Below are 26,975 nucleotides of genomic sequence, written 5' to 3'. Positions count from 1 at the left end.
CCTCGCCCTGTACGACCGTCGTGGAGGGCAGCGGATCGGTCACGTGATCGGTCCGAAGACCTTCTCGAGAACTTCGCGCAGTTTCGCGACCGTGTAGGGCTTGGCGAGAAAATTGTTCACCCCCGCCTTGACCGCCTCCTGAACCAGGTCACGGCTGGCCTCGCCGGTCAGGATGATGAACGCGACCTTCTGGGTCTTGGGATTGCCGCGGACGGCGCGCAGCAGGGCCAGCCCGTCCATGACGGGCATATTGAAATCGGAAATCACGAGGTGCGTCGGATTCTGTGCGAGATAATCGACGGCTTCCTTGCCGTCCTTTCGCTGCGCGATATGGGCGAAACCGAGTTGTGCCAGGCTGTTGGCCAGAATCTGACGGATGGAAGACTGGTCATCAACGATGAGGACCCTGATCTGTGAAGCCGCGGGCATTTTTTCCTCCTCTTTCCTGTTCGTGGCTGGCGCATGGCTATCGTGCGCAACAGGTGCGCATGGCTTTCGTGCGTGATCGCGCGCCGGCCGGCTCGTATCAGCGTATCTGTCGTGTCAGCGCATCTGGGCGGTCATGGCGGCGGCACTGATCTGATCAAGGGGGACGATCTGGGAGGCCGCGCCCAGCTCGGCGGCAACCCGCGGCATTCCATAGACGACCGAAGACGCCTTGTCTTGTGCAATTGTCCAGGCTCCCGCCCTGTGCATTGCAAGCAGGCCCTCAGCGCCATCCTGCCCCATGCCGGTCAGGATGATGCCCAGGCCGGCATTGGCCGCGCATTCGGCGACGGAGTCGAACAGGACATCGACGGATGGGCAATGCCCGTTGACCGGGGCGGCTTTCAGCAGGCGTGTCACATACCGGCCGTCACGCCGTTCCACGGCCGTATGCCGGTCGCCGCCGGGGGCGATGTGGACGGTGCCGGGGAGCAGGACCTCGCCATTCCGGGCTTCGCCGATGGAGAGAGGTTCGATCTTCTGGTTCAGCCGACTGGCGAAGCTCGAGGTGAACAGGGCCGGCATATGCTGGCAGACGACGATCGGAGGGCTGTGGCGCGGGAAACCCGACAGGACCTGTTCCAAGGCTTCCACGCCGCCCGTCGATGCGCCGATCGCTACCAGTCCGAAATCATGGGCCCATGTTTTTTGCTGGTGGCGCGCATCGTCCGGATCGTTGCGCGGAAATTTCGCGACCGGAGAATGGGCGGCCTGGCGGACCAGGCGGGCCAGGCCGGCATAGGCATCACCGCCGGGGACCACGGAGGAGGGTTTGGGAAAACAGTCGAACGCGCCCATTTGCAGGGCCGTGATCGCGATATCCGCCCCCCGTGCCGTCAGGCCGGACACCATGACGACGGGAATCGGGCGCAATCTCATGATCTTGTCGAGAAACTGCAAGCCGTTCATGCTCGGCATCTCGACATCGAGCGTGATGACGTCCGGCTGGTCCTTGATGATCAGGTCGCGGGCTTCGATCGGATTCGCGGCCTCGCCGCAGATGACGAGGTCGGGATGCTGCGCGAAGGAGCGCCGGATCAATGCCCTTGCCGTCCGCGAATCGTCAACCACGAGAACCTTTATCGGCTTCTCCACGCTTCAATGGTCCTTTCGGTAGATGGTCGGGGCAACCTGGGTCAGGCCGCACTGGTTTGCACAGGATACGCGCTCGGAATGGCCGACATACAGAAAGCCGCCAGGGTCGAGCTTGTCCGCCAGGCGCTGCCACAGATGTTCGCGGGTGGAATCATCGAAATAAATGACGACATTCCGGCAGAAGATGGCCGAAAAGGAGCCCTGGATCGGCCATGACGCGTTGAGATTGAGGACACGGAAGGCGGGCAGGCGCCGGATCGGGCCGGTAAACCGATAATCCCCGCTGGGGGTGCGCTCCATGAACTGCGCTTTCCAGGCCGTGGGGATGCCTTCGACATCCTCGGCGCCATAGACGCCCTCGGTGGCCCGGGCGACGACATGGGCGTTGATGTCGGTGGCCAGGATGCGAAAATCGTGCGTGGCGGCGTCGGGGAACGCCGTCATGACCGACATGGCGATGCTCCATGGTTCCGGGCCCGTCGAGCAGGCGGCCGACCATATCCGCCCGCGCTTTCCGGCACGCACCCTGGAGATCATCTGCGGGACCACGATCGATTCGAGATGATCGAAATGGCTTTTTTCGCGGAAGAAACTGGTGACGTTCGTGGTCAGGGCGAAGATCAGGTTCTGCATTTCGTCTTCGCCGGCGGGCGAGGTCACGAAACTGAGATACGCTTGGAACGAGCCCAGATCCAGTTCCCGTACCCGGCGGGAGACGCGGGAGTAGACGAGTGCTTTCTTGGTCGCAGGAAGGTGAATGCCGGCCTTCTCGCGCGCGATCTGCCTTACTTTCTGAAAATCTGCATCGGTATATTCAGACTCACTGACCGTCATGTGGTCTTTCATTCGGAAACCGTATCCCCGACCAACTGCCCGACGACGGTCTCCAGGCGCAGGATACCGATCATCCGCTCGTCGACCAGGACGAGTCCGCCCAGGCAACTGCTCTCTTCTGACACGGCCTGGACGTCGTTCAGGTCGATATCGGCCATGTCGATGACGCGATCCACCAGCAATCCGCAGACGATGCCGTTCTTCGATTCGACGATCACCACGACCCGGCGTGGATTGTCGGCCTGGGGCGGTACGTTCAGGTAGATCGCGAGGTCGATCACCGTCAGGATGATGCCGCGCAGATTGATGGCTCCGCACACATAGGGGGGCGCGAAGGGCAGGGTGGTCGTCTTCTCGAAACCACGGATCTCGCGAACGCTCAGGATCGGGATGCAATATTCCTGCACGCCGATGGCGAACACGATCATCTTGACGATCTTGGTATCGGTGACCTGGCTGAGTTCGGTCTGGTCCGTCATTTCGGTTCCCTGATTGGATATCGATTGCCCATATGGCCTGGCTAGGCTGCCAGTTCCGCGCGGATGTTCGATGGCTTGCCGTCGATCTGTCCAATGGCGGAGGCCACGAGCGCCGAGACGTCGAGAATCAGGGAAACGCTGCCGTCGCCGAGGATCGTTGCCGCCGAAACACCGAAGATCTGCCGGTAATTGCTCTCGATGCTCTTGATGACGACCTGGGTCTGGTCGCGGATTTCATCGACGATGAGCGCGGCCCGGGCACCGGATTCGTTCTCGACGACGAGAATGACCGAGGCGTCGAGAGCGTCGCGCGGCGGCGCGGCGGGATGATTGTGCGATGGCGCGCCGGGCAGTTTCAGGGCCGTGGCCAGTGGAATCAGCGGCATGCAGTCGCCACGGATGGAAATCACGTTGCGCCCGTTGGGCAGGGCATAGATATCGCCCCGACTGGCGATCATGGTTTCGATGACCGACGCGATCGGAATCACCATGGTCGATCCGCCGGCGGCGATCAGCATGCCGTCGAGAATCGCCAAGGTCAGGGGGAGGCTGAAACCGAATGTCGTGCCCCTGCCGGGAGTGCTGCTGATCGTGATCCGTCCGCCCAGGCTCTGGATGGCCTGCCGGACGACGTCCATGCCCACGCCGCGGCCGGAGAGGTCGGACACCGTCGATGCCGTCGAGAAGCCGGGCATGAAGATCAGATTGTTGATTTCATCATCCGACAGGGCGGCGTCCGCCGGGACGATGCCCCGTTTGACCGCCGTTTCGAAGACGCGTTGACGGTTGATGCCGGCACCGTCGTCCTTGATGGTGATGAGGATCCGCCCGGAGCGATGTTCGGCGGACAGGACGATGCGGCCTTCCGCCGGCTTGCCGGCGGCGATGCGGGCTTTGGTGCTTTCAATACCGTGATCGACGGCGTTGCGCAGCATGTGGGTCAGGGGATCGGTCAGTTTTTCGATCAGCGTGCGGTCGACCTCGGTATCCTCGCCTTCGAGCGTCAGGGCGATCTCCTTGCCGGTCATCGAGCAGGCTTCGCGCACCACGCGCTGCATGCGCTGGAAGACGGCGCGGACAGGCTGGGCCCGCACCGCCATGACCGCGTCCTGGATATCGCGCGTCAGGGACTGCATGCTGCCGATGCTCTGGAGCAGTTCCTGCTGTCCGGCGGGGTCGGTCCGGCGGGAGAGGGATTCGATCGCCGCCTGCGCAATCACCAGTTCGCCCACCAGATCCATCAGGTCGTCGATTCGATGCAGGTCGACGCGTATCGACGCCTGCTCGGGCTTGCGGACGGTGGTCGACTGAGCGCCGGCATGGAGATCGAGCGGTGCCGGAATGGGCGTGGTGCGGGGAGGTTCGGCTGCGTGTTCGTCCTCGGCCGGGACGGGAGACACCGCTTCGGGCGCTTCGATCGGCCGCGCGCGCGCGTCGTCCGGTTCCGGGGATGGATCGGCCACGGACGGATCGGTCATGGACGGATCGACCTGGGGGGCTTCACGGGCGATCGAGAAGTCACAATCGTCGCTGACCCAGTCGAACACAGCCTGGGCGCTTTCTTCCGCGACCTCGGCGGGCAGGACCACCCGCCACGACAGGTAGGAGGTGTCGACACCGAGGTCGGCGAGGGGAGGAAGGGTCGTGCGGTCGCACAGGGTCTGGATCTCGCCACCGCAGGCGTGGGCGATGTCGGCCAGGCCGATCAGGATGTTCCTGGCATCGTCCCCACGCTGGTACAGCGCGTCATGGGGACGGAAGGTGACCACCAGGGGAGACGCGACCGGCGTGGCTTCCTCTTCCTCCCCGAAGTCGAAATCGAAGGGGACCGGCTCGAAATCCATGGGGACGGGAGAAAAATCCGCGGGAATGGCGTCTTCGCCCGCGGCTGTCGGCGCCGTGGAAGCCTGGCTCCCGGTGGCGCCGATATCCGCCAGTTCGGCGTGGCTCTCCGCGACGCGCGCCGGATCGACCGCGGCCCCGCCACGGGCCTCGTTGACCAGGTCGCTCAGGACGTCCATCGCCTTGAGGAAGATTTTGACAACATCGTGGGTCGGCGCGAAACGCTCCGACCGCAGGCCGTCGAGGGCATTTTCAAAGACGTGGGCGAACCGCACGAGATTGTCGAGCCCGAACGACGCGGCGCCCCCCTTGATCGAATGCACCGCGCGAAAGACGGCATTGACGGTCTCGTGCTCGGATACGCCGTCCGACAGGGCCGAAAGCCCGCCTTCGAGCTCCTGGAGCTGTTCGTCACATTCCTGGAAAAAGATCTGGAGGATATCGTCCATATCGGAACTCATGCCGTCCCCGCTTTTTTCAGGCTGTTACCCGACGGATTGCCGTAACCAGACTGTCGGAACTGAACGGCTTGATGATCCAGCCCGTCGCCCCGGCGGCCCTGGCCCTGGCCTTCTTTTCCGGATCGCTTTCCGTGGTCAGCACGATGATCGGCAGATGCTTGAACGCGGCCATTTTCCGAACCGCCTCGATCACCCCGAATCCGTCCAGGCGCGGCATGTTGATATCCGTAATGATCACGTTCGGGGGTGGGTTGGCGGATTCCAAGACTTCGAGCCCTTCTATGCCGTCCGCTCCCTGAATGACGTCGTAGCCGGCTTCTTCCAGAGCCTTGCGCAGCATGCCCTGCATGGTTCGGGAATCATCGATCGTCAGGACACGCAAATTTTTTTTTTCTGTCATGCTGAGGGCTCGCTGGAGGAGGTGGAGGGTTCCGACAGGAATTCACCGACCCCGAAAAGGGCGAACGCTTCCCTGACTTTCTCTGACGGTGCGGCCAGGGGGCGACCGCTTGCCAGAAGAATCTGGAGGCACAGGCCGCCGACATACGCGACGCCCGAGGCGTCGAGAGCGGACTCCGTCGCCGCGGCCTGTTCCACGAGGCTCTTGAGCGCCCCGGCCGCCGCACTGTCCAGCCGTTCCGGCAAGATCAGCGGCGTGGTGGCGTGGGCTGGAGCCGTCTCGGCGTCGGCGGTCATCAGAAATCTTCCCAGCCCTGATCGGAGGATGTGGTCAGGAGCGGCGTCGCCAGCGTGCCGGTCGCGGCCGGGCGCACGGGCCTGGGCACTTCCGTCCGCGCCGGAGGCAGGGGCATGGTGCGGCGGTCGAACTGGCTCTCCGCATGGTCGCCGCCGACTCTGAACCGGCTGATGGTCTGGGTCAGCGTCCTGGTTTCCGCCGTGAGATTATGGCTGGCCGCCGTCGTTTCCTCGACCATCGCGGCATTCTGCTGCGTGACCTGGTCCATGTCGCCGATCGACGCCGTGACTTCGGACAGGCGCTGTGCCTGCTCGCGGGTGGAGACGGAAATCTCCTCGACCCGTGTCGAGATATTCTGCGTGCTGCCGGCGAATTCGGTCAGGTAGCGTCCTGTCTGCTGCACCAGGTCGACGCCCTTGTCGACCTGGTCGGCCGAGACGGAAATCAGGCGCTTGATCTCGCTGGCCGATTTGGCTGATTTCTCGGCAAGGGACCGGACCTCCTGCGCCACCACGGCGAAGCCTCGGCCGGCGTCGCCGGCCCGGGCGGCCTCGACGCCCGCGTTCAGGGCCAGCACGTTGGTCTGGAAGGCGATGCCGTCGATCACCGAAATGATCTCGCCGATCGCGTCGGAGGACGTCTTGATTCCGTCCATCGCCTGCGTCGTTTCGGTCATGACATCGGTGGCGGACTTTACCTTGGCCAACGACTGTTTCGCCTCGGCGCTGGCTTCGGAACTGGCCTTGGCCGTACGCTGGACGCCGTCGGTGATGGTACGGACCGCCGCCGCCGTCTGGCCGAGATTGGCGGCCTGTTTCTCGGTGCGTTTCGCCAGGTCGTCGGACGCGGTCGAAATTTCGATGGCGCCGGTCGCGATCAGTTCGGAATTGCTGGCGACGGCGCGCAACGCATCATTCAGATGCGACGCCGAATTGTTGAACGCGTCGCGCAGGGGCGCGAACTCGCCATCGAAGATGCTGGAGGTGATGCGGGTTTGCAGATCGCCGCGCGCCATGTCCGCCAGGGCGGACCCCAGGGCGTCGATCACGTCGTGGGTCTGCTTGTCGCGGGTCTGGCTGCGTTCGAGCGATTGCTGGATTTCCGTTGCCATTGCGGTCTGGCGGGTGCGCGCCTGCTGCTGTTCCTGCAGGCTGCGGGCGAATTCGACCATCACGCGCGCCAGGCGGCCGGTGCAGTCCTTGTATTCGAGAAAGGGCACGTCATCGCGGATTTCTCCCCGGCCGAGCCGTTCGCCCAGGTCGGTCAGCGTTTCCAGCGGCCCGGTCACCACGCGGGTCAGCATGAACCAGACCCATTGGACGACCACCGCACCGAAGGCGAGGGCGCACATGTTGACGATGAACATATGCTGGATCGGCTCGTGGATAAGGTACCCGACGGCCTCGACGACGATCTGGAGCAGCAGATAGGCTTCCAGACCCAGCATGACCACTCGGATCTTGCTTCGGAACGGTGCTTCCCGATACAGCCAATTCAACATGCTGACTTAACTTTCCTTGCACACCCGGCGAGGTGTGTCTTGCCGAGGATAATAGGCCGACGCTGGTTCTCCAAGGCCTTTGGATACCTTGTAAAGAGATGTTTTTTATATGGATATCCGTTCCGGGCCATCGGTGCGGGGCCGCCGGAGAGACGCTGGTCCTGACCCCCTGATCTTGCCCGCCCACTTCGAACGCCTGCATCGCCTGTCGAGGAGAAATGCAGGGAGACGGCTTCTCTTACCCTTGAGAGCCTGTCCTTGTGCATGATGTAAATCAATTAATAAGTCGTTAATTTCCGTTATGGATCCGGTGGGATCCGGTCAGCTTCCAAAGCTCCGGACCAGGCCGCCCGCCACCATCTGCCAGCCATCGACCATCACGAAGAAGATGAGCTTGAAGGGCAACGAGATCGTCGCCGGTGGCAGCATCATCATGCCGAGACTCATCAGCACGCTGGACGTGACGATATCGATGACAAGAAAGGGCAGGTAGAGCAGGAAACCCATTTCGAAGCCACGGCTGAGTTCGCCGATCATGAAGGCCGGCATGATGACCCGCCAGGGGGTTTCGGCGGCTGTCTTCGGGGGCGGCAGGCTGGCCAGATGCTGGAAGGTGGCGATGTCGGCCGGTCGGGCATTGGCCAGCATGAAGGTGCGGAAGGGCTCGGCCGCCGCCTTCAGGCCATCCATCTCGCTGACCTGGCCGTCCATCATCGGAGCGATGCCGTGGGTCCAGGATTGTTCGAGGACCGGCTGCATGACGAAGAAGGTCAGGAACAGCGCGAGGCCGATCAGCACCGTGTTCGGCGGCGTTCCCTGCGCGCCGATGGCGCCGCGCAGCAGCGACAGGACGATGATGATGCGCGTGAACGCGGTGACCATCACCAGCAGGCTGGGGGCGAGGGACAGCAGGGTGATGAGCGCCGTCAGTTGAATCAGGCGGCTGGTCGTTCCCGTGTCTCCGGTACCTCTGCCGAGGTCCAGGGTCAGTGCCTGCGCGTGGGCCAGGTCCGGCAGGATCGCCAGCGTCGCGAAGGCCAGGATGCCTGTGATGATGGCCCTGGTACCGGCAGGACGGCCCGTGAACAACCGGAGTGTCAATGCGTCGTGCCCTCTTGTTCCGCTCGACCGCGATGGCGGTCCTGATCCTGTTCCTCGTCCACCCATCCGAGGAACAGGTCGTTTCCGCCGCCGGTCAGGATCAGCCCGGTCCTGGCGTGGTACCGGATGATGCTGAGCCGCCGGCGCTGATCGATGGCCAGGCTCTCGACGATCGCCAGGTTGCGGGTCCGGCGCCCTTTCAGCAGATAGGGCTCCAGGAATTTCAGGCCATGGCGGCTGAGGAGAATCAGCACGATGACGATCGCGAACGATGCGAGATAGGCAAGCCACGTGGCGGCGAAACTGCCACCACCCTGCGCCAGTGACCCCGTCTGGGAGGCGGAAAGAAGGCCTGTCCCGGACATGTCGTCCCTTTCAGCCCTGGGCGGTCGGGGTCGGAGACGCGGACAGGATTTCCGTCATCGTCACGCCGATATGGTTGTCATCGACGACCACGACTTCCCCGCGTGCGATCAGCCGGTTGTTCGCGTAGATATCGACGGCTTCGCCCAGCTTCCTGTTCAACTCCACTACCGCGCCACGCCCCAGCCGCAGCAATTGGCTGACCGGCATCGTGGCCGTGCCGATGACGGCCGTGATCTTGACCGGGATGTCGTAGACCGCTTCCATCTGGCTGGTGCCGACGGTCGTCGGATCCTTGTCGTCAGGTGGCGGCGCACCGGCGGGCGCGGAGGGCGTTGCCGACGCCGCCGCGCTGGTGGCGAAATCCTCCAATCCGATATGTCCACTGTCCGAGTTCATGTTTCTCTCCGCCTGGTCTATGGCTTCGGTGTTCGCTGGGCCGCCCGCTGGCCGGCCAATGCCGCGACAGCGGTGACGATCTTGTCCGCAACAGATTGTCGCCACTGTTCCGGGTCGATGACAATGCTGTTCGCCGCCGAAACGATGCCGATGGTCGCTGGTTCGGTATCCGGCACGATGTCGATCCGGATGCGCCCCTCCGCCCCGATGAGCGGTTGCAGGGAGCGGGCGTCGGCCTGCTGGCAGCGGATCGTGACATCGCCTTCGCAGTCTTTGGCGAAACAGGCGGCGTCCGCCACCAGGTCGCGCTCCAGCCCCTCCAGTACCGTGCCGTCCAGGGCGGTCAGGCCACGGATGATCGCGACCACCGTTGCGACGAAGGACCCGGTGGCATCTGCGACGACCTGCTGTCGCCGGATGCTCTCGGCCTCGAACGACGTGGCGAGAGCGGATATCCGGGCGGCAAATTCCGCGTGCAGCGTCTCCTCCCGTTCCCGCGCGCCGTGGGCCTGGCCCTCGCGGAAGGCCGCGTCGCGCATCGAGGCGATGTCGTCGCGATGGATCGTGACCAGGTTGGGGTCGAGCTCGGGCTCTGCGGACGCGGCGTCAGTGGCTGCTATGCCGTCGGTGTCCAGCCCCGGCGCCGCGCCGAAATCCTCCAGGTCGATCAGGCGGCGAGGGGTGGTGCCCGTCACGGAATGATCTCGTCATTGCCGGCGCTGTCGGTCAGATCGATTTCACCGACATTCGCCAGATTCTTGATCGTCGCGACGATTTCGACCTGTGCCGCCTCGACATCCTTGACGCGGACAGGTCCCAGGGCCGCGATCTCTTCGATCAGCATGCTGCCGGCGCGCTTGGACATGCATTGCAGGAACAGCTTCCGGATCGTGTCCGACGCGCCCTTGAGGGCCAGCGGCAGCTTCTCGCGGTCGATCTCGTTGACGATCCGCATGAGCGATTCGTGCGGCAGGCGCTTGATGTCCTCGAAGGTGAACATCAGTGCCTTCACCTTTTCCATGTCGTCGTGGTTGCGCCTGTCCATCGACTCCATCAGGCGGCTTTCGGTCTTGCGGTCGAAATTGTTGAAGACTTCGGCCAGCAATTCGTAGCTGTCGCGCCGGGTCGAGCGCCCGAGGGTCGCGATGAATTCGGACCGCAGCGTGGCTTCGACACTGTCCAGGACGTCGCGCTGGACCGTTTCCATATGCAGGATCCGCATCATGACGTCGGTCGCGTAATCATCGGGCAGCAATGCCAGGACGCGTGCGGCGTGAGCCGGCTGGAGACGGGTGAGGATGACGGCGGCGGTCTGCGGATATTCGCTGCGCAGGTAGCTGGCCAGCACGGTTTCCTGCACGTTGCCCAGCTTGTCCCACATCGTCCGGCCGGCCGGACCGCGGATTTCGTCCATGATCTTTTCGACCTGGTCGGCCGGCAGGGCCCGGCGCAGGAATTCCTCGGTGGTCTCGTACGTGCCGACCAGCCCATCCGGCGATTCGAAATTCTTGGTGAATTCGCGGCAGACGCTCTCGACCGTTTCGGCCTTGACGAGGCCCAGGCCGGCCATCGCGATGGAGATGTCGCGGATTTCGTCCTCATGCAGCATCTTCAACAGTTTCGCTGCCTTGTCGCGTCCGACCGCCAGCATCAGGACGGCGGCCTTCTGTTTGCCGGTCAGATGGGGCGCCAGGGGCGCCTGAGCCAGGAATCCCGACGTGGCCTGCATGGTGGAATCACTCACGGTCCCGTCCCTTCCTGATGTCGGGAGATGCCAGCCAGTTGCGGATGATGAAGATCGTCTCGCGCGGGTTCTGCTCTATGCGGTCCGACACTTTCGTGAGCGCCTCCATCTGCAGTTTGCCTTCGATGCCCTCGATGGACACCGTCTCCTCTCCTTCGCCCCCGGCGGCGGGCAGGGCGGCCGTTGACTGGCTTGCGGTCTGGCCGCCGGCCAGGGCTGGCGTGCCGCCCGGCAGTGCTTCGAGAGGCGTCGGGCCCGCCAGGGCCGGCACATCGTCCTTGCCACGGCGCAGCATGGGGCGGATGGCAAGGAAGAGGGCGCCGCTGGCCAGAAGAATGGGCACGACCCACTCGGCCACGTAGACCAGGGTATCGCGGTTGAACAGGCTGGAGTTCTCGGCGGCGAATCCGCCATCCCTCTCCGCCGTGAAGCGCATGGAGACGACATCGACTTCGTCGCCGCGATTCTTGTCATAGCCGACGGCCGTTCGGACCAGCGCCGTCAACCTTTCGATCTCGGCGGAGTCCAGGGGCTTCCAGAGATCGTTGCCGTTCTTGTCCTTGCTGTACGTTCCGTCGACCAGAACGGCGAGGCTGATGCGGGAGACGCGGGGTCTGGCCTGGTTGACGACGCGGACTCGTTTGCCGATCTCGTAATTGTCGGTTTCTTCTTCGCGATCGTCGTTGGACCCGGTCCGGTTGTTCTGGTTGGCATTGGCATTCGGCAGATTGTTCGCAACCGAAGTGTTCGGGGTCGCTTCGGTGTTGGTGCTCTTGTCCGATGTCGTCTGCTGGGATCTGAGGACCTGCTGGTTGGGGTCGTACGTTTCCTCGGTTTCGCGAATTTCATCCGTATTGATGGTGACGGCCGCGCGTGCGCGGACATGGCCGGCACCGAGTGTCGGCACCAGGATCTCTTCCGCGGCCTGGGCGAGGCGCTGTTCTTCGGCGTGACGGAACTTGTCGAGCGCGGCGGCCTGGCCATCCGTGCTGTCCGGATCGCCGGGTTTGGCCAGGACGTCGCCGCGTGTGTCGACGATCGAGATATTCTGCGGCCGCAGGCCGGGGACTGCTGCCGCCACCAGATTCTGGATCGCCTGGATTCCGTCCGGCGCGATGCGCCCTCCGTGTCCGATATCGAGCACGACGCTGGCCTGGGACGGGCTGGTCTGGGTCGAGAACAGGTCGCGGTGGGGCAGGACAAGATGGACCCGGACGTTGCGTACCCCCTGGAGAAGACGGATGGATCGTTCCAGTTCGCCTTCCAGGGCCCGGGTCTCGTTGATCGTCTGCTCGAACTGCGTGCTGGTGAGGGTCGCGCTTTTGTCGAACAACTCGTATCCGACGCTGCCACCGCTCGGCAGACCGTCCTTGGCCAGCAGCAGCCGCGCGCTGGCGACCTGGTCCTGCGGTACGTAGACGTTCGTGCCGTCGCTGCTGGTCCTGGAAGGGATATGCGCCTTGGTCAGGTCGTCGATCATGCGGGCGGCTTCATTGAGGTCGACACCGCCATAGAGAAGGGCCATTGGCTGGCCGCTGCCCCGAAAGGCGAAGAGGCCGATCGCCGCGAGGAGGACCGCCGCCGCGGCCCCCATCACCATCAATCGCGTGCGCCCGAGCCCCTGAAGGCCAGCCAAGAAATTCTGCATAAGGAAACCGTTACGTTGATACAGCGCTGGAGCGGGAACCCGGACAATCCCCAGGGCGTTTGATCATCGGGACCTGATCATTCGTAATCTCCGCAGTTCGCGTTGCCATCGCGCTGTCAGGCGCATCGAAGCGATCCGGAGCACTGTGCGGCTATCATAACGCAGCCAGCCTTCTCAGGAAGGGTGAAACGCCAATTCATGCCGAAAACACGAAAAAACCGATTTTCGCCTTGGATGGCAGGGATGGTCAGGGAATATAATCGTTGGTCGGGGGGACCTGTTTGACAGGCATGTTCAGCCTGTCCGCGTTCTGGTCCTGGGTCAGGCCCGTCGGCCCCTGTGCGACCTGCCGCGCGACGTTCGGCATCTGGTCCGGCCGGCCCCAGCAATCGACGCCGTTCCAGCTTTGCGTACAGTAAGGCTGGGGAGCGGGTGGTCTTTCCGGCGGCGCGCACCAATCCTCGCCTTCCTGGATATAGCCGGCATTGCATTCGCGACCGGTCAGATGCCGAGCGACGGTGTCGGCGGCGCATCCTGCGAGAAGTGTGGTCATCAGCAGCATCACCCCGCGCTTGATCGTCATGACTGCCAGTTCCTGCGTTGATGGAGACGTGCTCGGGTTGCGCGGTGCGCGGACGAATGATCCCGAATATGCCCGTGCGTTTGCGCCTTCACAACCGGCGACGCCATTTTTCCAGCGTGGAACATTCCAGAAGAAAACAGTCTATTTTCGATGCTTGTGGGAGCGGAGCCTCCCGGGAGGCAGGCGTGATCGTTCCCCGTTCGCGCAGGATGTCATGGATCCGACCGTGGGCAGACGGTCACTGGCGCGACAATTTCAGGGGATCGCTGTCGGATGGCCTGGCGTCCGGCCTGGCTCTGGACCACAGGGACAGGGCCCCAGCCTCCGCGGGTTGGCCGGTCGTACCGTCGAACGCGGCGCGAAGGGGGTGGAATGTCCTGATCCCTGCCATGTATTGCGATACGATATTGACCCGTTCGGGCATCATATACCCCATGACGGCCGATATCTTCCGCGGGTTCATTCGGTTGGCAACGGAAACAAGCACATGGATGTCCATGATGTTGAAGACCGCGGCGGCTTCCTTGGGAGGCATTTCCTCGTAGATCCGCACCAGCCTGTCGGTTTCGGCCGACATCGTTTCGCGGTGAGCGGCCTGCCGTTCGGCCAGGGCCGCCATCGTGCTGTCCAGGTCGCGCATCTTCTCATTGAGGGCCGATTGGGCTGCGTCGATGATACGTTTCTGTTCTTCGAGACTTTTCTGTTCGGTATCGAAGGTGGATTGCCTTGCCACGATGTTGCGGATCAGAGCCGTCTCGGCCTTGGTGACTTCGGGATCGGTGCCTTGCCCTGGCGTGGCGGCCGTTGCCGCCGCCTCGGCTCCGGATGTCTCCGGTGGCGTGGCGCTGGTCTGTCTGGCTATATCGTGATCATCGACGGACACGATGGATGTCCACCCTTCGATCGCGTTCCTTGTGTCGCTCGCACGGGACTCGGGGGCGTCCGTCGTTTGGCTTCGGGCCGCTTGCGGGGGCGGGTTCACGGCCTGCGCCGCCGGATCGTCGGCCTCTATGGTGTCGTTCTTCAGGTGGCCGGCAAGCGCGTGCATGTTCATCGCCAGCAGCAGAGTCATCAGAATTGACGAAACATGCACCAGCTTCCCGAATGACAGGCGGGGTATCAGCATCTTAACCTGATCGCCTTTCGGGGTTCTGTCGATATGATTGCAATCATGTTCGCACAATTCGGACGTGCGGGCAATAAAACGCTTGAAGTGGACAAATCCAGTCCTGATTTCTTCTTAGTCTCTGTAACGGCTGATTTTGAAATTTCGATCCGGCTTGCTGTTCTGCAAGTCATGGGGTCTCCACAGACATCTGATGGACTTGACGCTGCACTTCGCCGCAGTCCGGATAGATGTTCTTATAACGCCATATTAACGGAATGGCTGAACATGGGACCCTTTGTCAAGCCGGACCCTGGTTGGGCGGACATTTTTCATCGAATCGACACGGTGACCCCCCCCAGGCGGGAGGAGGGATTTTCTGTGGCTTCACTTGTGCTTGGAGCCGCATTACATACCATCAATCTGGCGTGCCTTAGGCTGTGCCCGACGATGCATGAAATGGTGGAAGGGGTTGGATTCGAACCAACGTAGGCGTACGCCAGCGGATTTACAGTCCGCCCCCTTTAGCCACTCGGGCACCCTTCCGTGTGGGAAGGCTGGTTAAGGCCATCCGCCGGACGTGTCAATGGTCTTGTCGCGCCTGCCCTTGCGCCATGTCGTGACGGGCCGGGCGGTTCGTCCTATATCGGGGAAATGCGCACCCGCCCTCCGCGTCGTCCGGACGCCCGAAACCCTTCCCATTCGACCGATCAGCGGGCCGACGTCGCCAGCCGCGAGTCGTCTCGTCCGCCCCGGCGCAGCGGCGGAACCGCGCCGCGCGGGACGTACTGGTTATATGGGCTGCACCCGGCGCTGGCGGCCCTGGCCAATCCGGATAGGCGAATCCGCCAGATCCTGGTGACAGAAGAGGGCGAGGCCGCGCTGCGGCAGCGGCTGGACCAGCCGCTGCCGATGCAGCCCCAGCGGGCCGACCGGACGCGGTTCGACATGCTGTGCGGGCGTGACGCCGTGCATCAAGGGGTTGCGATCCTGACCGATATCCTGCCGCCGCTGGCGATCGAGGACGCGGTGGACCGTCCGGGTCCGCTGCTGTTGCTGGATCAGGTGACCGATCCGCGCAATGTCGGGGCGATCCTGCGTTCGGCCGCCGCGTTCGGTGCCGCCGCCGTCGTGGTGATGGACCGCAACGCGCCTGACGAAACGGGGGCCCTGGCCAAGGCGGCCTCCGGCGCGCTGGATGTCGTGCCGCTGGTGCGTGTGGTGAATCTGGCCCGCACTCTGGATCTGCTGAAGGATCGGGGGTTCTGGGTCGTCGGGCTGGATGCCGGCGGGGGCGTGCTGGATGGAGGCACATTCGGACAGCGGCGCCCGGCCCTGGTCCTGGGGGCCGAGGGAGACGGGTTGCGCCGCCTGACCCGCGAACATTGCGACGAGATCGCCGGACTGGCGATGCCGGGCGGCATGGAGAGCCTGAACGTCTCGAACGCCGCTGCGGTGGCGTTGTACGAGGTGACCCGCCGGCGCTGACGGCAGGTCGATCATGAGGATGGGCCTGTCGAGATTGAAGGAGCGCGCGCGATGTTCAGCCATGTGACGATTGGCGTCGATGACGTCGCCCATGCGATTCCGTTTTACGACGCGGTCCTGGCGCCGTTGGGCATTGTCAGGATCTGGACCGCCGGGGATGGGGGTTTTGCAGGCTGGGGTAGGGAGGCGGGGGGAGCGAAGCTCTATCTGACCCGCCCGTTCGATGGCCGGCCTGCGGCGCGGGGCAATGGCTGGATGTGCGCGCTGGCGGCCGACAGCCACGAGGCGGTGCGCGCCGCCTGGGAGGCCGCGATGGCGCATGGTGGCAGTGACGAGGGGGCGCCGGGGCCGCGACCCCATTACGGGCCTCATTATTTCGGCGCCTATTTCCGCGATCCGTACGGCAACAAGCTGCATGTCGTCTGTCGCGGCGACTGACGCGGGCGGCCTGCGGCCGCGATTGCCGTCATGTCGCGAACATGCAAGTGGCATGTCATTTTTGTGAAAGATTTTGCCGGTCGCGGCTTCCATCATCGCCATCGATCGCGCGTGTCGGGTCGGAGGTGAAGTCAGATCGCCATGCAGAAATTTTCCGTGTTTTCCCTGGCTCGCGAGGCGTTCGGGCGTCATCTCGGGTGGCGGCCCCAATGGCGCTCGGTGGCGCCGAAGCCCAGCTATGACATCGTTATCGTCGGCGGCGGCGGTCATGGGCTCGGCGCCGCCTATTACCTGGCCAAGCAGCACGGGTTGCGCAATATCGCCGTGGTCGAGCGCGGATGGCTGGCGGGTGGCAATACCGCGCGCAATACCACCATCATCCGCTCGAACTATCTGTTCGAGGAAAGCTCGTCCTATTACGAGCACGCGCTGAAATTGTGGGAAGGCCTGTCGGAGGAACTGAACTACAATGTCATGTTCAGTCAGCGCGGCTGTCTGATGGTCGCACATACGGTCCATGACGTGCAGGTCTTCAAGCGCCATGTCCATGCCAACCGGTTGAACGGCATCGACAATGAATGGCTGACGCCGGAGGAGGCCAAGGCATTCTGCCCGCCGCTGAATATCTCGCCCAATATCCGCTATCCCGTCCTGGGGGCCGCGCTACAGCGCCGGGCCGGCACCGCGCGGCATGACGCGGTGGCCTGGGGCTTCGCGCGGGCGGCCAGCGAGCTGGGCGTCGATATCATCGAGAACTGCGAGGTCACGGGCATCGACCGCGATCCGTCGGGCAAGGTGACGGGCGTGCAGACGACGCGCGGGCCGATCCGCGCGGCCAAGGTCGGCGTGTCGGCGGCGGGCCATAGTTCGGTGGTCATGGCTATGGCGGGGATTCGCCTGCCATTGCAGGTCAATCCATTGCAGGCGCTGGTGTCCGAACCGGTGAAGCCGGCCTTTCCGTGCGTGGTGATGTCCAACACCATCCACGCCTATATCAGCCAGTCCGACAAGGGCGAGATGGTGATCGGTGCCGGTACCGATTCCTATGTTTCCTATACCCAGCGCGGCGGGCTGCATATCCCGGCTCATACGCTGGAGGCGATCTGCGAGCTGGTGCCGGATTTTCGCCGGCTGCGGATGCTGCGCTCGTGGGGCGGGATTACCGACAACACGCCTGATCGCTCGCCGATCACGGCGAAGACGTCGGTGCCGGGCCTGTATGTCAATTGCGGCTGGGGCACCGGCGGATTCAAGGCGACGCCCGGGGCGGCGAACCTGTTCGCCTGGACGATCGCGCGCGACGAGCCGCACCCGATCAACGCGCCTTTCACCATCGATCGTTTTCGCGACGGTACCCTTATCGACGAAGCCGCCGCGGCGGCGGTCGCGCACTGAAGCGGCGGAGACTGGTCATGCTTTTGATCGACTGTCCCTATTGCGGTCCCCGGGCCGAAATCGAGTTCGCCTATGGGGGCGAGGCGCATATCGTCCGTCCCGCCGCCGATGTGTCCGAGGCGGAATGGGAGGCCTTTCTGTATCTGCGTGACAATACCAAGGGCGTGCTGGCCGAGCGCTGGCGCCATTCGCATGGCTGCGGCCGTTTCTTCAACGCCCTGCGCGACACGCGGACCGACCGGTTTCTTGCCTTCTATGAAATCGGGACGCCGCGTCCTGAAACGGGAGAGGCGGCATGAGCGGCGTCTTCCGGCTGGCCGGACGCGGGCGCATCGACCCGTCGCGCCCGGTCGCGTTCCGCTTCGACGGGCGACTGATCAGGGGCTATGCGGGCGATACCGTAGCGTCGGCCCTGCTGGCCGAGGGGCGGCATCTGATGGGCCGCTCGTTCAAATATCACCGGCCGCGCGGTCCGGTTTCCGCCGGGTCGGACGAGCCGAACGCGCTGATCGGTGTCGGCGAAGGGGGGCGGTATACGCCCAATCTGCGGGCGACGCAGGTCGAGATCCATGACGGCCTGGTTGCGGTCAGCCAGAATCGCGCCCCGAGCCTGCGTTTCGATATCGGCGCGCTGAACACGCTGGCGGCGCCGCTGCTGCCGGCGGGATTCTACTACAAGACCTTCATGTGGCCGCGCGGCTTCTGGGACAAGGTCTATGAGCCGCTGATCCGCCGCGCCGCCGGGCTGGGCCGCGCGCCCGAGGCGCCGGACCCCGATCATTATGCCCTGCATTATGCCCATTGCGACGTGCTGGTGGCGGGCGGCGGTCCGGCCGGACTGGCGGCGGCGCTGGCGGCGGGGCGGATGGGCGCGCGGGTGATCCTGTGCGACGAGAACGCGGAGTTCGGCGGCAGCCTGCTGGCGGATGCCTACAGCCGGATCGATGGCCTGACCGCCATGGACTGGGTGGCGCGCATGGTGGCCGAACTGGAGCGGCTGCCGAACGTGCAATTGCTGACGCGCTGTTCGGCCTTTCATTACGGACCGCACAATATGGTGGCGCTGAACCAGCGCCTGACCGACCATCTGGCCATGCCGCCCGCCGACATGCCGCGCGAGCGGATATGGCAGGTGCGGGCGCGCGAGGTGGTGCTGGCGGCCGGCGCGTTGGAGCGGGCGCTGGTATTCGAGGGCAATGATCGCCCCGGCATCATGCTGGCCAGCGCCGCGCGGACCTATCTGCATCGCTATGGCGTGGCCTGCGGCCGCAAGGCGGTGGTGGTGACGGCCGACGACGCGGCCTATCGCGTGGCGCTGGACCTGGCCGAAGCCGGGGTGAAGATCGCGGCGATCGCCGATCTGCGCCCGGTACCGGGCGGGACGCTGGTCGAGGCGGCGCGGGCGCGGGGCATTCGGATCCTGCCCGCCACCACCATCCAGCGGGCGCATGGCCATCTGCGGGTGACCGGGGCCGAACTGGCACCGGTCGGAGAGGGCGGCGCGGTCGGGAAGGGGCGGGCGGTCGCGTGCGACCTGGTGCTGATGTCGGGCGGTTTCACGCCCAGCCTGCATCTGCACAGCCAGGCGCGCGGGGCTCTGCGCTTCGACGATGCGCTGGGTGTCTACCTGCCCGGTGAGGCGATCGAGCGCGTGCGTTCGGCTGGTGCGTGCCGGGGCGTGTTCGCGCTGGATGCGGTGCTACGCGACGGGGTTGCGGCCGGATTGGCGGCGGCAGGTGGGGAGAATGGGCCGGAGTGGCGCGTGACGCGCCAGGACGCGCCGGGGACGGGCGGCTTCGCCGGTGCGCTGCCGCGCCGTGGACCGGGTCATCTGGCGTTGGCCTTCGTCGATTTCCAGAACGACGTCACGGCCAAGGACGTGAAGCTGGCGGTGCGCGAGGGGTTCCGCTCCATCGAGCATGTGAAGCGCTACACCACCACCGGCATGGCGACGGACCAGGGCAAGGGCTCGAACGTCAATGCGCTGGCCATCGTCTCCAACGTGCTGGGGCGCCGGCCGGAGGAGATCGGGCTGACCACCTACCGGCCGCCTTATACGCCGGTGACGTTCGGTGCCTTTGCCGGCCATGCGCGCGGCGACCAGTTCGACCCGCTGCGCCTGCCGCCGATGGATGGGTGGGCGCGCGCGCGCGGGGCGGTATTCGAGGATGTCGGGCAGTGGCGCCGGGCGCGCTATTTCCCCCGCGCCGGCGAGGACATGGCGGCGGCGGTGGCGCGAGAATGCCGGGCGGTGCGGAGCGCGGCCGGGATCTTCGATGCCTCGACCCTGGGTAAGATCGAGGTGGCGGGTCCCGATGCGGCCGAGTTCATGAACCGGTTCTATGTCAATGCGTGGACCAAGCTCGGGGTGGGGAAATGCCGCTACGGGCTGGTCTGCCGGGATAGTGGCTTCGTCTATGATGACGGGGTGGTCGGGCGGATTGCCGCCGACAGGTTCCATGTCACCACGACCACCGGCGGGGCGGCGGGCGTGCTGAACATGATGGAGGATTACCTCCAGACCGAATGGGCCGACCTGGATGTATGGCTGACCTCGGTCACCGAGCAATGGGCGGTGATCGCCCTGCAAGGCCCCAGGGCACGCGAGATCCTGGCGCCGCTGGTGGATGGGCTGGATATCTCGGCCGCGTCCATGCCCCACATGACGCTGCGCGAGGGCAGTATCGGCGGGGTACCGATGCGGCTGTTCCGCGTCAGCTTCACCGGCGAACTGGGCTATGAGATCAATGTGCCGTCCGGTCAGGCGCGGGCGGTGTGGGACCGGGTGTGGCAGGCCGGGGCGGCATGCGGCCTGACGCCCTACGGCACCGAGGCAATGCATGTGCTGCGCGCCGAGAAGGGCTATCTGATCGTCGGGCAGGAAACCGACGGCACCATGACCCCCGGCGATGTCGGCTGCGGCTGGGCGGTCAGCAAGGTCAAGCCGGATTTCATCGGCAAGCGGGCGCTGGCCCTGCCGGCGATGAATGCGCCGGACCGGTTGCAGATGGTGGGTGTGCTGACCGACGACCCGCTCAGCATGCTGGAAGAAGGCATGCAGCTTGTCGCCGCCGCGCATATCCCGGCTCCAACGTCGGCGGAGGGACATGTGACCTCGTCCTATTTCAGTCCGGCTCTGGGCCGGTCCATCGCGCTGGCGATGGTGAAGGGCGGACGAGGTCGGATGGGGACCGGACTGTATGCGCCGTGTCTGGACGGCCCGCCGCTGAAGGTCACGCTGGTCGATCCTGTCTTCTACGATCCCGAGGGAGCGCGCCTGAATGGTTGAGATCGCAGAAGGCTGCACGCTGGACAGCCTGCCGCCCATGATCCGGCTGGTGTTGCAGGGGCGCGCGGCCGCGCTGGACGCCGCCGCCGGGGCGCTGGGGCTGGATGCCGTGCCGCCGCTGCTGCGCGCGGCGTCGGGCGCGGGGGGGCAGGCGTTGCGGCTGGGGCCGTTCGAACTGATGATCCTGCCCGCGTTGGGGAGCCGTGCGGGGCTGGATGCCGCCCTGGCTGCCCTGCCCCACAGTCTGGTGGACGTCAGCGACCGGCATGTCGGCTTCGTGCTGGAGGGCGCGCGTGCGGCCGATATCCTGGCCGGGCTGTGCCCGCTGGATTTCGCGCCGTCGTCGTTTCCGGTCGGGATGGTGACGCGGACGCTGCTGGACAAGGCAGGAGCCGCGATCTGGCGGACCGGTGCGCAGACCTTCCATATCGAGGTCTGGCGGTCGTTCGCCCCTTATGTGGAGGCACAACTGCGTGAAGTCGGGCGCGGCATTTCTTTTTCTCTTCTGTCGGTCTGAAAAAAACGGATGACGGAAAGAAGGAACCGGAACAGCATATCGAAATCGTAATGTCCGAGGTGGAGCGGGGGCGGACGAGGTCCGTCGCCTTTCGCAGCAGGACGGCCGCCGGCCGATGGAGCATTGTGTCATGCCGAAATACGATGTCGAGGCGGTACGGGCGCTGATCGCCCGTCGGCGGCCAGGATATGCGCTGGAGAGCGCGTTCTATACCGATCCGGACGTCTTCCGGGCCGACATGGATGCCATCTTCCATCGGCATTGGCTCTATGTCGCGGTGGAATGCGAGGTGCCGGAGCCCGGCGATGCGCTGGCGGTGGATGTCGGCACCGCGTCGGTCGTGATCGTCCGGGGCGACGACGAGCAGGTCCGGGCCTTCCATAATGTCTGCCGTCATCGCGGCGCGCGGCTGCTGCCGCCGGGGCCGTCCATCGTCGGCAATCTGGTCTGTCCCTATCACGCCTGGACCTATGGGCTGAATGGTGCCCTGAAATTCGCCGAGCATATGGGCGAGGGGTTCGACCCGTCGTGCCACGGGTTGCGCCCGGTGGCGCTGCGTTCGGTCGGTGGGTTGCTGTTCATCTGCCTGTCGGACACGCCGCCGGACGATATCGACGACCTGGCGCGGCAGATCGAGCCGTATCTGGCGCCGCACGATCTGCGCAACACGCGCGTCGCGCATTCGGCGGACCTGATCGAATACGGCAACTGGAAGCTCGTGATGGAAAATAATCGCGAATGCTACCATTGCACGCCCAACCATCCGGAATTGACGATTCCGCTGTTCGCCTACGGGTTCGGCTTCGCCCCCGGCGAGTTGGAGCCGGAAGGACAGGAACAGGCCGCGCGGTACGAAACATTGCGCCAATCGTCCCATGCGCAGTGGGAGGCCGCCGGCCTGCCTTCGCGCCTGATCGAGCATCTGGACGACCGTCCGACCGGCTTCCGCACCGAGCGCCTGCCGCTGGACGGCGCGGGCGAGAGCCAGACCATGGACACGATGGCGGCCTGCCGCATGCCGTTGGGTACGATCCGCGACAAGGCGGCGGGCGGCCTGCATTTCTGGACCCAGCCCAATTCCTGGCATCATCTGATGAGCGATCATGTCGTGACCTTTACCGCGCTGCCGCTGGATGAAGGGCGCACGCTGGTACGCACCAAATGGCTGGTCCATAAGGATGCGGTCGAAGGCGTGGATTACGACCTGGAGAAGCTGACCGAAATCTGGAACGCGACCAACCGGCAGGATGCCGACCTGGTGGAGATCACGCAGCGCGGGGTCGCCGACCCGGCCTATGTGCCTGGTCCCTATTCGCCCTATACCGAGGGGCTGGTCGAGAAATTCATGCTCTGGTACGCCGCGCGCCTGCGCGCGCATCTGGGTTGACCGCCGGCATGGCGATCGCCGAGGTCTTGCCGCCCTTCTGGGACCCGGAACATGACGAGGTGCTGGTCTGCCGCGCGGTACGGCGGCAGACCCATGATGTCATGACCTTTATCCTGACCGCGCCGCAGCCGCGCCGGTTCCGCTACCGGCCGGGCCAGTTCATGACCTTTACCGTCGTGATCGGCGGCGTCGCGCATCATCGCTGTTACACGCTGTCCTCGTCGCCCAGTCGGCCGGACGCGGTGGCGATCACGGTCAAGCGTGTGCCCGGTGGCCCGGTCTCGAACTGGCTGCACGACCATTTTCGGCCGGGAATGGAGATCGCTTCGCTGGGGCCGGCGGGGGATTTCGTGCTGGATGAGCCGCGCGACGGGGCGGCGGAGAAATATCTGTTCCTGTCGGCGGGCAGCGGCATTACGCCGGTGATGTCGATGGCGCGGCATCGGGTCGATACGTGTTTCGATGTCGATGCGGTGTTCCTGCATGCCGCCCGTTCGCCTGACGACCTGATCTTCGCGCGTGAGCTGGCATGGATGGAAAGCCAGGCGCCGTCGCTGCGGGTCCGGACGATCTGCGAGCATGACACGCCCTGGCGGCGCTGGGCGGGCGCGATGGGCCGGATCGACGCGGCGCTGCTGGCGCGTGAGGTGCCGGACCTGCTCGAGCGCCGCTGGTTCGTCTGTGGACCCGAGGGGTATCGCCGGGCGGTGCGGGGGCTGGCGGCGCAGTCGGGCCTGGATATGACCCGCTTTCACGAGGAAAGTTTCGATTTCGGAGAGTTGCTGGCGCAGGAGGCCGAACTGCCCGATCCGGATGCTGCGTCCGGTGCCGTGGAATATACGGTCAGCTTTACCCGCAGCCGGCGCGAGATCGTCTGCGGCACCGACACGCCGGTTCTGTCCGCCGCGCGGGCGGCCGGGATGCGCCTGCCGGCGTCTTGCGCGCGGGGCATGTGCGGGACGTGCAAATGCAAATTGCTGTCGGGCACGGTGGAGATGCAGCATGATGGCGGTATCCGCCAGCGCGAGATCGACCAAGGGATGATCCTGATCTGCTGCGCGCGGCCGACCAGCGACCTCGTGATCGAGCGATAGGCGATGGCTCCACGCGCCAGCGACCTCGCCAGCCTGCGCCGCTTCGGGTTCCTGACGCTGAAGAGCTATTCGCTGATTGCCGTCAGCAATGCGATCGAGGCGTTGCGCATGGCCAACCGGGTGACCGGGCGCGATGATTATAGCTGGCGGGTGCTGAGCCTGGATGGGGCGCCCGTCGCTGCCAGCAGCGCGTTGTCGCTGCATCCGACCGGGGCGCTGGGCGATGCCGAGGGGCTGGACGTACTGTTCGTCTGTGGCGGGATCGATGTCCGCGCCGCCACCAGCCAGGAATTGCGGGTCGTGCTGCGCCGGCTGGCGCGGCAGCGAATGGTGATCGGGGCGTTATGCACGGGCACCTTCGTCCTGGCCGAAGCCGGGCTGCTGCGGGGCTATCGCTGTGCGATCCATTGGGAAAATCTGGGGGCGATCCGCGAGGAGTTTCCCGAAATCGACATCGTGGACGAGATGTTCGTGATCGATCGCGACCGCATTACCTGCACCGGCGGCGCGGTGCCGCTGGACATGATGCTGCGGATCGTCGCCGCCCATGTCGGCCCGGCACGGGCGCGTGAAATCGCCACGCAGTTCCTGCTGGACCGCGATCGGGCCGGCAGCGAGGCGCAACCGCTTGCCGCGCTGGACCCGTTGCCGCCATCGATGGGCCGGGCGGTACAGTTGATGGAAAGCCGTATCGACCAGAAGTTGAGCGTCGGCGAGATCGCGCGTGCCGCCGGCCTGTCGGAACGCCAGCTTGAGCGGCTGTTTCGCACCTATACCGGCGCGACGCCGGTCGCCTATCTGGCCGCGACCCGGCTGGAACGCGCGCGGCGCCTGCTGCGGCAGACCGGCATGTCGGTCACCGAGATCGGCATCGCCTGCGGCTTCATGTCGCTGGCCCATTTCTCGACCGCCTTTCGCAACCGGTTCGGCTACGCCCCGCGCCAGGAACGCCAGCGTCAGGCAGGCTGAAGGAACACACATGATCCCCCATGCCGACGCCCTGATGAAACCGTTGCGCATCAAGTCGATGGTCATCCGCAACCGGGTGATGAGCACCAGCCATGCACCGGGCTATGGCGTCGATGGCAAGCCGCAGGAACGCTACCAGCTCTATCATGCCGAAAAGGCCAGGGGCGGTATTGGGCTGACCATGTTCGGCGGCTCTTCGTCCGTCGAACTGGACAGTCCGGCCACGCCGTGGAGTCAGATCGCGGTTTCCGACGACAGCGTGATTCCGTATTTCCGCCAGTTCGCGGATCGGGTGCATGGCCATGGTGCCCGGCTGATGATCCAGTTGACCCATATGGGCCGTCGCACCCGATGGGATACCGATGCCTGGCTGCCGGTGATCGGGCCGTCGGTGCGGCGCGAGCCGGCCTCGCGCTCGATCCCCAAGGAGATGGAGCCGGAGGATATCACGCGCGTCGTGCGCGCCTTTGGCGCCGCCGCGCGGCGCTGCCGGGAGGGTGGGCTGGACGGGCTGGAGATCTCGGGCGCGCATGGACACCTGCTGGACCAGTTCTGGAGTCCGTCGGTCAATCATCGGCGGGATGGCTATGGCGGCAGCCTGGAGCATCGGATGCGGTTTGGCATCGAGGTGCTGAGCGCGATCCGCGAGGCGACCGGCGATGATTATGTGATCGGCATGCGGATGTCGGGCGACGAATTGCTGAAGGGCGGCCTGACCCAGGACGATTGCATCGCGATCGCCGAGGAGTATGCGCGCCGGGGGCTGGTCGATTTCGTCAACGTCATCGGTGGGCAGGCGCGTGACGAGATGGCGCATGCGGTCTCGCTGCCCAACATGGCATTTCCCGTCGCACCGTTTCTGGGCCTGGCCAGCGCGATCAAGCGTGCGGTCGATATCCCGGTGTTTCACGCCCAGCGCATCACCGAGCTGGCGACGGCGGCGCGTGCGGTGGCGGAAGGCCATGTCGACATGGTGGCGATGACCCGCGCGCATATCGCCGATCCGCATCTGGTCCGCAAGCTGGCGGACGGACGCGAGGACGATATCCGCCAGTGCGTGGGGGCGGGATATTGCATCGACCGGATCTATGTCGGCGGTGATGCGCTGTGTCTCCAGAACGCGGCGACAGGGCGCGAGGCGACGATGCCGCACGATATCCCGCCGGCTCCGGTGGTGCGGCGGGTGGTGATCGTCGGTGCGGGGGTGGCGGGGTTGGAGGCGGCGCGGGTCTGTGCCCTGCGCGGGCATAAGGTGACGCTGTTCGAGCGCGAGGACCGTACTGGCGGACAGGTGAATCTGGCGGCGCGCGCGACGTGGCGCGAGGCGCTGTCGGGCATCGTGCGGTGGTTGGACGGCCAGATACGCAAGCTGGGGGTCGATCTGCGGCTGGGCGAGGAGGCGACGGCGGCCGACATCCTGCTCTGTGCGCCCGATGTGGTGATCGTGGCGACCGGGGGCGACGCGATCCGGGGCGATGAGCCGGGCAGCGACCTGCACCAGACGACGCGCGATGTGCTGGCCGGCCGCGCTGCGCCGACGGGCAGCGTGCTGATCTTCGACGAGATGGGGCAGCATAATGCCTCTTCGGTGGCGGAATTGCTGGCCACGCGTGGCTGTCTGGTCGAGCTGGTCACGCATGATCGGCTGGTGGCGCAGGAGGTCGGCACCACCAACCAGCCGGTGCATCTGCGCGAATTCTATCGGCTCGATGTTGTGACGACGCCGAACATGGAACTGACCGAGACGTGGCGCGAGGGCAACCGGCTGGTCGCTCTGCTGCGCAACACCATGACGGGTGTGGAAGAGGAACGGGTGGTCGATCATGTCGTGGTCGATCGCGGTGGGTCGCCGGATACCACGCTTTATGATGTGCTGAAGGCGGGCTCGGCCAATGCGGGCCAGACTGACGCGCACGCGCTGGTGGCCGGGCGGCCGCAGCCGGTGATGGAAGGAATCGGGACCGGCGATTATGCGCTGTTCCGGATCGGCGATGCGGTGGCCGCGCGCAACATTCATGCAGCCCTCTATGACGCGCTGCGTCTGTGCAAGGATCTGTAGC

27 protein-coding genes and 1 tRNA gene are annotated in these 26,975 nt (G+C 65.1%); 11 read left to right on the top strand and 17 right to left on the bottom strand.

All coding sequences use genetic code 11. The features are described 5' to 3' along the window. Positions 1 to 39: 39 nt before the first annotated feature. The 16 genes from HLH48_RS00270 to HLH48_RS00195 form a co-directional block, all read right to left on the bottom strand. Entirely contained in the window at positions 40 to 429 is a 390-nt protein-coding gene (locus HLH48_RS00270) for a response regulator (protein WP_182995501.1), read from the bottom strand. A 114-nt stretch (positions 430 to 543) separates the two neighbouring features. After that, positions 544 to 1,581: a protein-glutamate methylesterase/protein-glutamine glutaminase gene (locus HLH48_RS00265; RefSeq protein WP_182995500.1), complete on the bottom strand. Its 1,038-nt coding sequence runs from the start codon at positions 1,579 to 1,581 to the stop codon at positions 544 to 546. Between the two features lie 3 nt (positions 1,582 to 1,584). Continuing rightward, a complete protein-coding gene (locus tag HLH48_RS00260) occupies positions 1,585 to 2,415 on the bottom strand; it encodes a CheR family methyltransferase (protein ID WP_246386590.1) in 831 nt (276 codons plus the stop codon). Positions 2,416 to 2,423: 8 nt separating this feature from the next. Beyond that, positions 2,424 to 2,894, bottom strand: a complete 471-nt coding sequence (locus HLH48_RS00255; protein WP_182995498.1) for a chemotaxis protein CheW — start codon at positions 2,892 to 2,894, stop codon at positions 2,424 to 2,426. Positions 2,895 to 2,935: 41 nt separating this feature from the next. Continuing rightward, positions 2,936 to 5,185 (bottom strand): chemotaxis protein CheA, encoded by a 2,250-nt coding sequence (locus HLH48_RS00250; protein ID WP_246386588.1) that lies wholly within the window; start codon positions 5,183 to 5,185, stop codon positions 2,936 to 2,938. 28 nt (positions 5,186 to 5,213) lie between these two features. Further along, positions 5,214 to 5,597, bottom strand: coding sequence for a response regulator (locus HLH48_RS00245; protein ID WP_182995496.1), 384 nt, complete (start codon positions 5,595 to 5,597; stop codon positions 5,214 to 5,216). After that, on the bottom strand, positions 5,594 to 5,893 hold the full coding sequence (locus HLH48_RS00240; RefSeq protein ID WP_182995495.1) for a hypothetical protein: 300 nt from the start codon (positions 5,891 to 5,893) through the stop codon (positions 5,594 to 5,596). Before HLH48_RS00240 ends, HLH48_RS00245 begins: the two co-directional genes overlap by 4 nt. Further along, on the bottom strand, positions 5,893 to 7,395 hold the full coding sequence (locus HLH48_RS00235) for a methyl-accepting chemotaxis protein (protein ID WP_182995494.1): 1,503 nt from the start codon (positions 7,393 to 7,395) through the stop codon (positions 5,893 to 5,895). The genes HLH48_RS00240 and HLH48_RS00235 overlap by 1 nt, the downstream gene beginning before the upstream one ends. Positions 7,396 to 7,716: 321 nt before the next feature. Further along, the gene (gene fliP, locus HLH48_RS00230) at positions 7,717 to 8,496 is read right to left on the bottom strand and encodes a flagellar type III secretion system pore protein FliP (protein WP_246386585.1); all 780 of its coding nucleotides are present in this window, start codon (positions 8,494 to 8,496) and stop codon (positions 7,717 to 7,719) included. Beyond that, positions 8,493 to 8,861 (bottom strand): hypothetical protein, encoded by a 369-nt coding sequence (locus tag HLH48_RS00225; protein ID WP_182995492.1) that lies wholly within the window; start codon positions 8,859 to 8,861, stop codon positions 8,493 to 8,495. Before HLH48_RS00225 ends, fliP begins: the two co-directional genes overlap by 4 nt. A gap of 10 nt (positions 8,862 to 8,871) precedes the next feature. Further along, positions 8,872 to 9,258 carry a flagellar motor switch protein FliN gene (gene fliN, locus HLH48_RS00220; RefSeq protein ID WP_182995491.1) on the bottom strand — a complete coding sequence of 129 codons (387 nt, stop codon included), beginning with the start codon at positions 9,256 to 9,258 and terminating at the stop codon, positions 8,872 to 8,874. Positions 9,259 to 9,275: 17 nt separating this feature from the next. Beyond that, positions 9,276 to 9,953: a hypothetical protein gene (locus HLH48_RS00215; RefSeq protein ID WP_182995490.1), complete on the bottom strand. Its 678-nt coding sequence runs from the start codon at positions 9,951 to 9,953 to the stop codon at positions 9,276 to 9,278. Then, positions 9,950 to 10,987 carry a flagellar motor switch protein FliG gene (gene fliG, locus HLH48_RS00210; RefSeq protein WP_182995761.1) on the bottom strand — a complete coding sequence of 346 codons (1,038 nt, stop codon included), beginning with the start codon at positions 10,985 to 10,987 and terminating at the stop codon, positions 9,950 to 9,952. Before fliG ends, HLH48_RS00215 begins: the two co-directional genes overlap by 4 nt. A 7-nt stretch (positions 10,988 to 10,994) precedes the next feature. Further along, positions 10,995 to 12,638, bottom strand: coding sequence for a flagellar basal-body MS-ring/collar protein FliF (gene fliF, locus HLH48_RS00205; protein ID WP_246386582.1), 1,644 nt, complete (start codon positions 12,636 to 12,638; stop codon positions 10,995 to 10,997). Between the two features lie 259 nt (positions 12,639 to 12,897). Continuing rightward, on the bottom strand, positions 12,898 to 13,233 hold the full coding sequence (locus HLH48_RS00200) for a hypothetical protein (RefSeq protein ID WP_182995488.1): 336 nt from the start codon (positions 13,231 to 13,233) through the stop codon (positions 12,898 to 12,900). Between the two features lie 238 nt (positions 13,234 to 13,471). Beyond that, positions 13,472 to 14,416: a MotE family protein gene (locus tag HLH48_RS00195; protein ID WP_182995487.1), complete on the bottom strand. Its 945-nt coding sequence runs from the start codon at positions 14,414 to 14,416 to the stop codon at positions 13,472 to 13,474. Between HLH48_RS00195 and HLH48_RS00190 the strand changes: the two genes are divergently transcribed. After that, complete coding sequence (locus HLH48_RS00190) at positions 14,405 to 14,830, top strand: hypothetical protein (RefSeq protein ID WP_182995486.1); 426 nt, start codon at positions 14,405 to 14,407, stop codon at positions 14,828 to 14,830. The two genes, HLH48_RS00195 and HLH48_RS00190, sit on opposite strands and share 12 nt — an antisense overlap. Here the strand turns inward: HLH48_RS00190 and HLH48_RS00185 are convergent. After that, positions 14,799 to 14,884 (bottom strand) — tRNA-Tyr (locus tag HLH48_RS00185). The two genes, HLH48_RS00190 and HLH48_RS00185, sit on opposite strands and share 32 nt — an antisense overlap. A 108-nt stretch (positions 14,885 to 14,992) precedes the next feature. Between HLH48_RS00185 and HLH48_RS00180 the strand changes: the two genes are divergently transcribed. The 10 genes from HLH48_RS00180 to HLH48_RS00135 all read left to right on the top strand — a co-directional run bounded on the left by HLH48_RS00180 (position 14,993) and on the right by HLH48_RS00135 (position 26,974). Continuing rightward, a complete protein-coding gene (locus HLH48_RS00180; RefSeq protein WP_182995485.1) occupies positions 14,993 to 15,826 on the top strand; it encodes a TrmH family RNA methyltransferase in 834 nt (277 codons plus the stop codon). A 51-nt stretch (positions 15,827 to 15,877) separates the two neighbouring features. Further along, positions 15,878 to 16,264 carry a VOC family protein gene (locus HLH48_RS00175; RefSeq protein WP_182995484.1) on the top strand — a complete coding sequence of 129 codons (387 nt, stop codon included), beginning with the start codon at positions 15,878 to 15,880 and terminating at the stop codon, positions 16,262 to 16,264. Positions 16,265 to 16,405: 141 nt separating this feature from the next. After that, positions 16,406 to 17,659 (top strand): sarcosine oxidase subunit beta family protein, encoded by a 1,254-nt coding sequence (locus tag HLH48_RS00170; RefSeq protein WP_182995483.1) that lies wholly within the window; start codon positions 16,406 to 16,408, stop codon positions 17,657 to 17,659. A 17-nt stretch (positions 17,660 to 17,676) separates the two neighbouring features. Beyond that, positions 17,677 to 17,958, top strand: a complete 282-nt coding sequence (locus tag HLH48_RS00165) for a sarcosine oxidase subunit delta (RefSeq protein WP_182995482.1) — start codon at positions 17,677 to 17,679, stop codon at positions 17,956 to 17,958. Then, entirely contained in the window at positions 17,955 to 20,948 is a 2,994-nt protein-coding gene (locus tag HLH48_RS00160; RefSeq protein WP_182995481.1) for a sarcosine oxidase subunit alpha family protein, read from the top strand. The genes HLH48_RS00165 and HLH48_RS00160 overlap by 4 nt, the downstream gene beginning before the upstream one ends. Further along, positions 20,941 to 21,465, top strand: a complete 525-nt coding sequence (locus HLH48_RS00155) for a sarcosine oxidase subunit gamma (protein ID WP_182995480.1) — start codon at positions 20,941 to 20,943, stop codon at positions 21,463 to 21,465. Before HLH48_RS00160 ends, HLH48_RS00155 begins: the two co-directional genes overlap by 8 nt. Positions 21,466 to 21,595: 130 nt before the next feature. Next, positions 21,596 to 22,852 carry an aromatic ring-hydroxylating oxygenase subunit alpha gene (locus HLH48_RS00150; protein WP_182995479.1) on the top strand — a complete coding sequence of 419 codons (1,257 nt, stop codon included), beginning with the start codon at positions 21,596 to 21,598 and terminating at the stop codon, positions 22,850 to 22,852. Positions 22,853 to 22,860: 8 nt separating this feature from the next. Then, a complete protein-coding gene (locus HLH48_RS00145; protein ID WP_182995478.1) occupies positions 22,861 to 23,946 on the top strand; it encodes a hybrid-cluster NAD(P)-dependent oxidoreductase in 1,086 nt (361 codons plus the stop codon). 3 nt (positions 23,947 to 23,949) lie between these two features. Then, on the top strand, positions 23,950 to 24,915 hold the full coding sequence (locus tag HLH48_RS00140; protein WP_182995477.1) for a GlxA family transcriptional regulator: 966 nt from the start codon (positions 23,950 to 23,952) through the stop codon (positions 24,913 to 24,915). 10 nt (positions 24,916 to 24,925) lie between these two features. Then, complete coding sequence (locus HLH48_RS00135; RefSeq protein WP_182995476.1) at positions 24,926 to 26,974, top strand: NADH:flavin oxidoreductase; 2,049 nt, start codon at positions 24,926 to 24,928, stop codon at positions 26,972 to 26,974. Position 26,975 lies beyond the last annotated feature (1 nt).

This window comes from Gluconacetobacter sacchari, assembly GCF_014174255.1.
Lineage (GTDB): Bacteria > Pseudomonadota > Alphaproteobacteria > Acetobacterales > Acetobacteraceae > Gluconacetobacter > Gluconacetobacter sacchari.
This window is presented reverse-complemented; position numbering and strand designations above follow the sequence as displayed.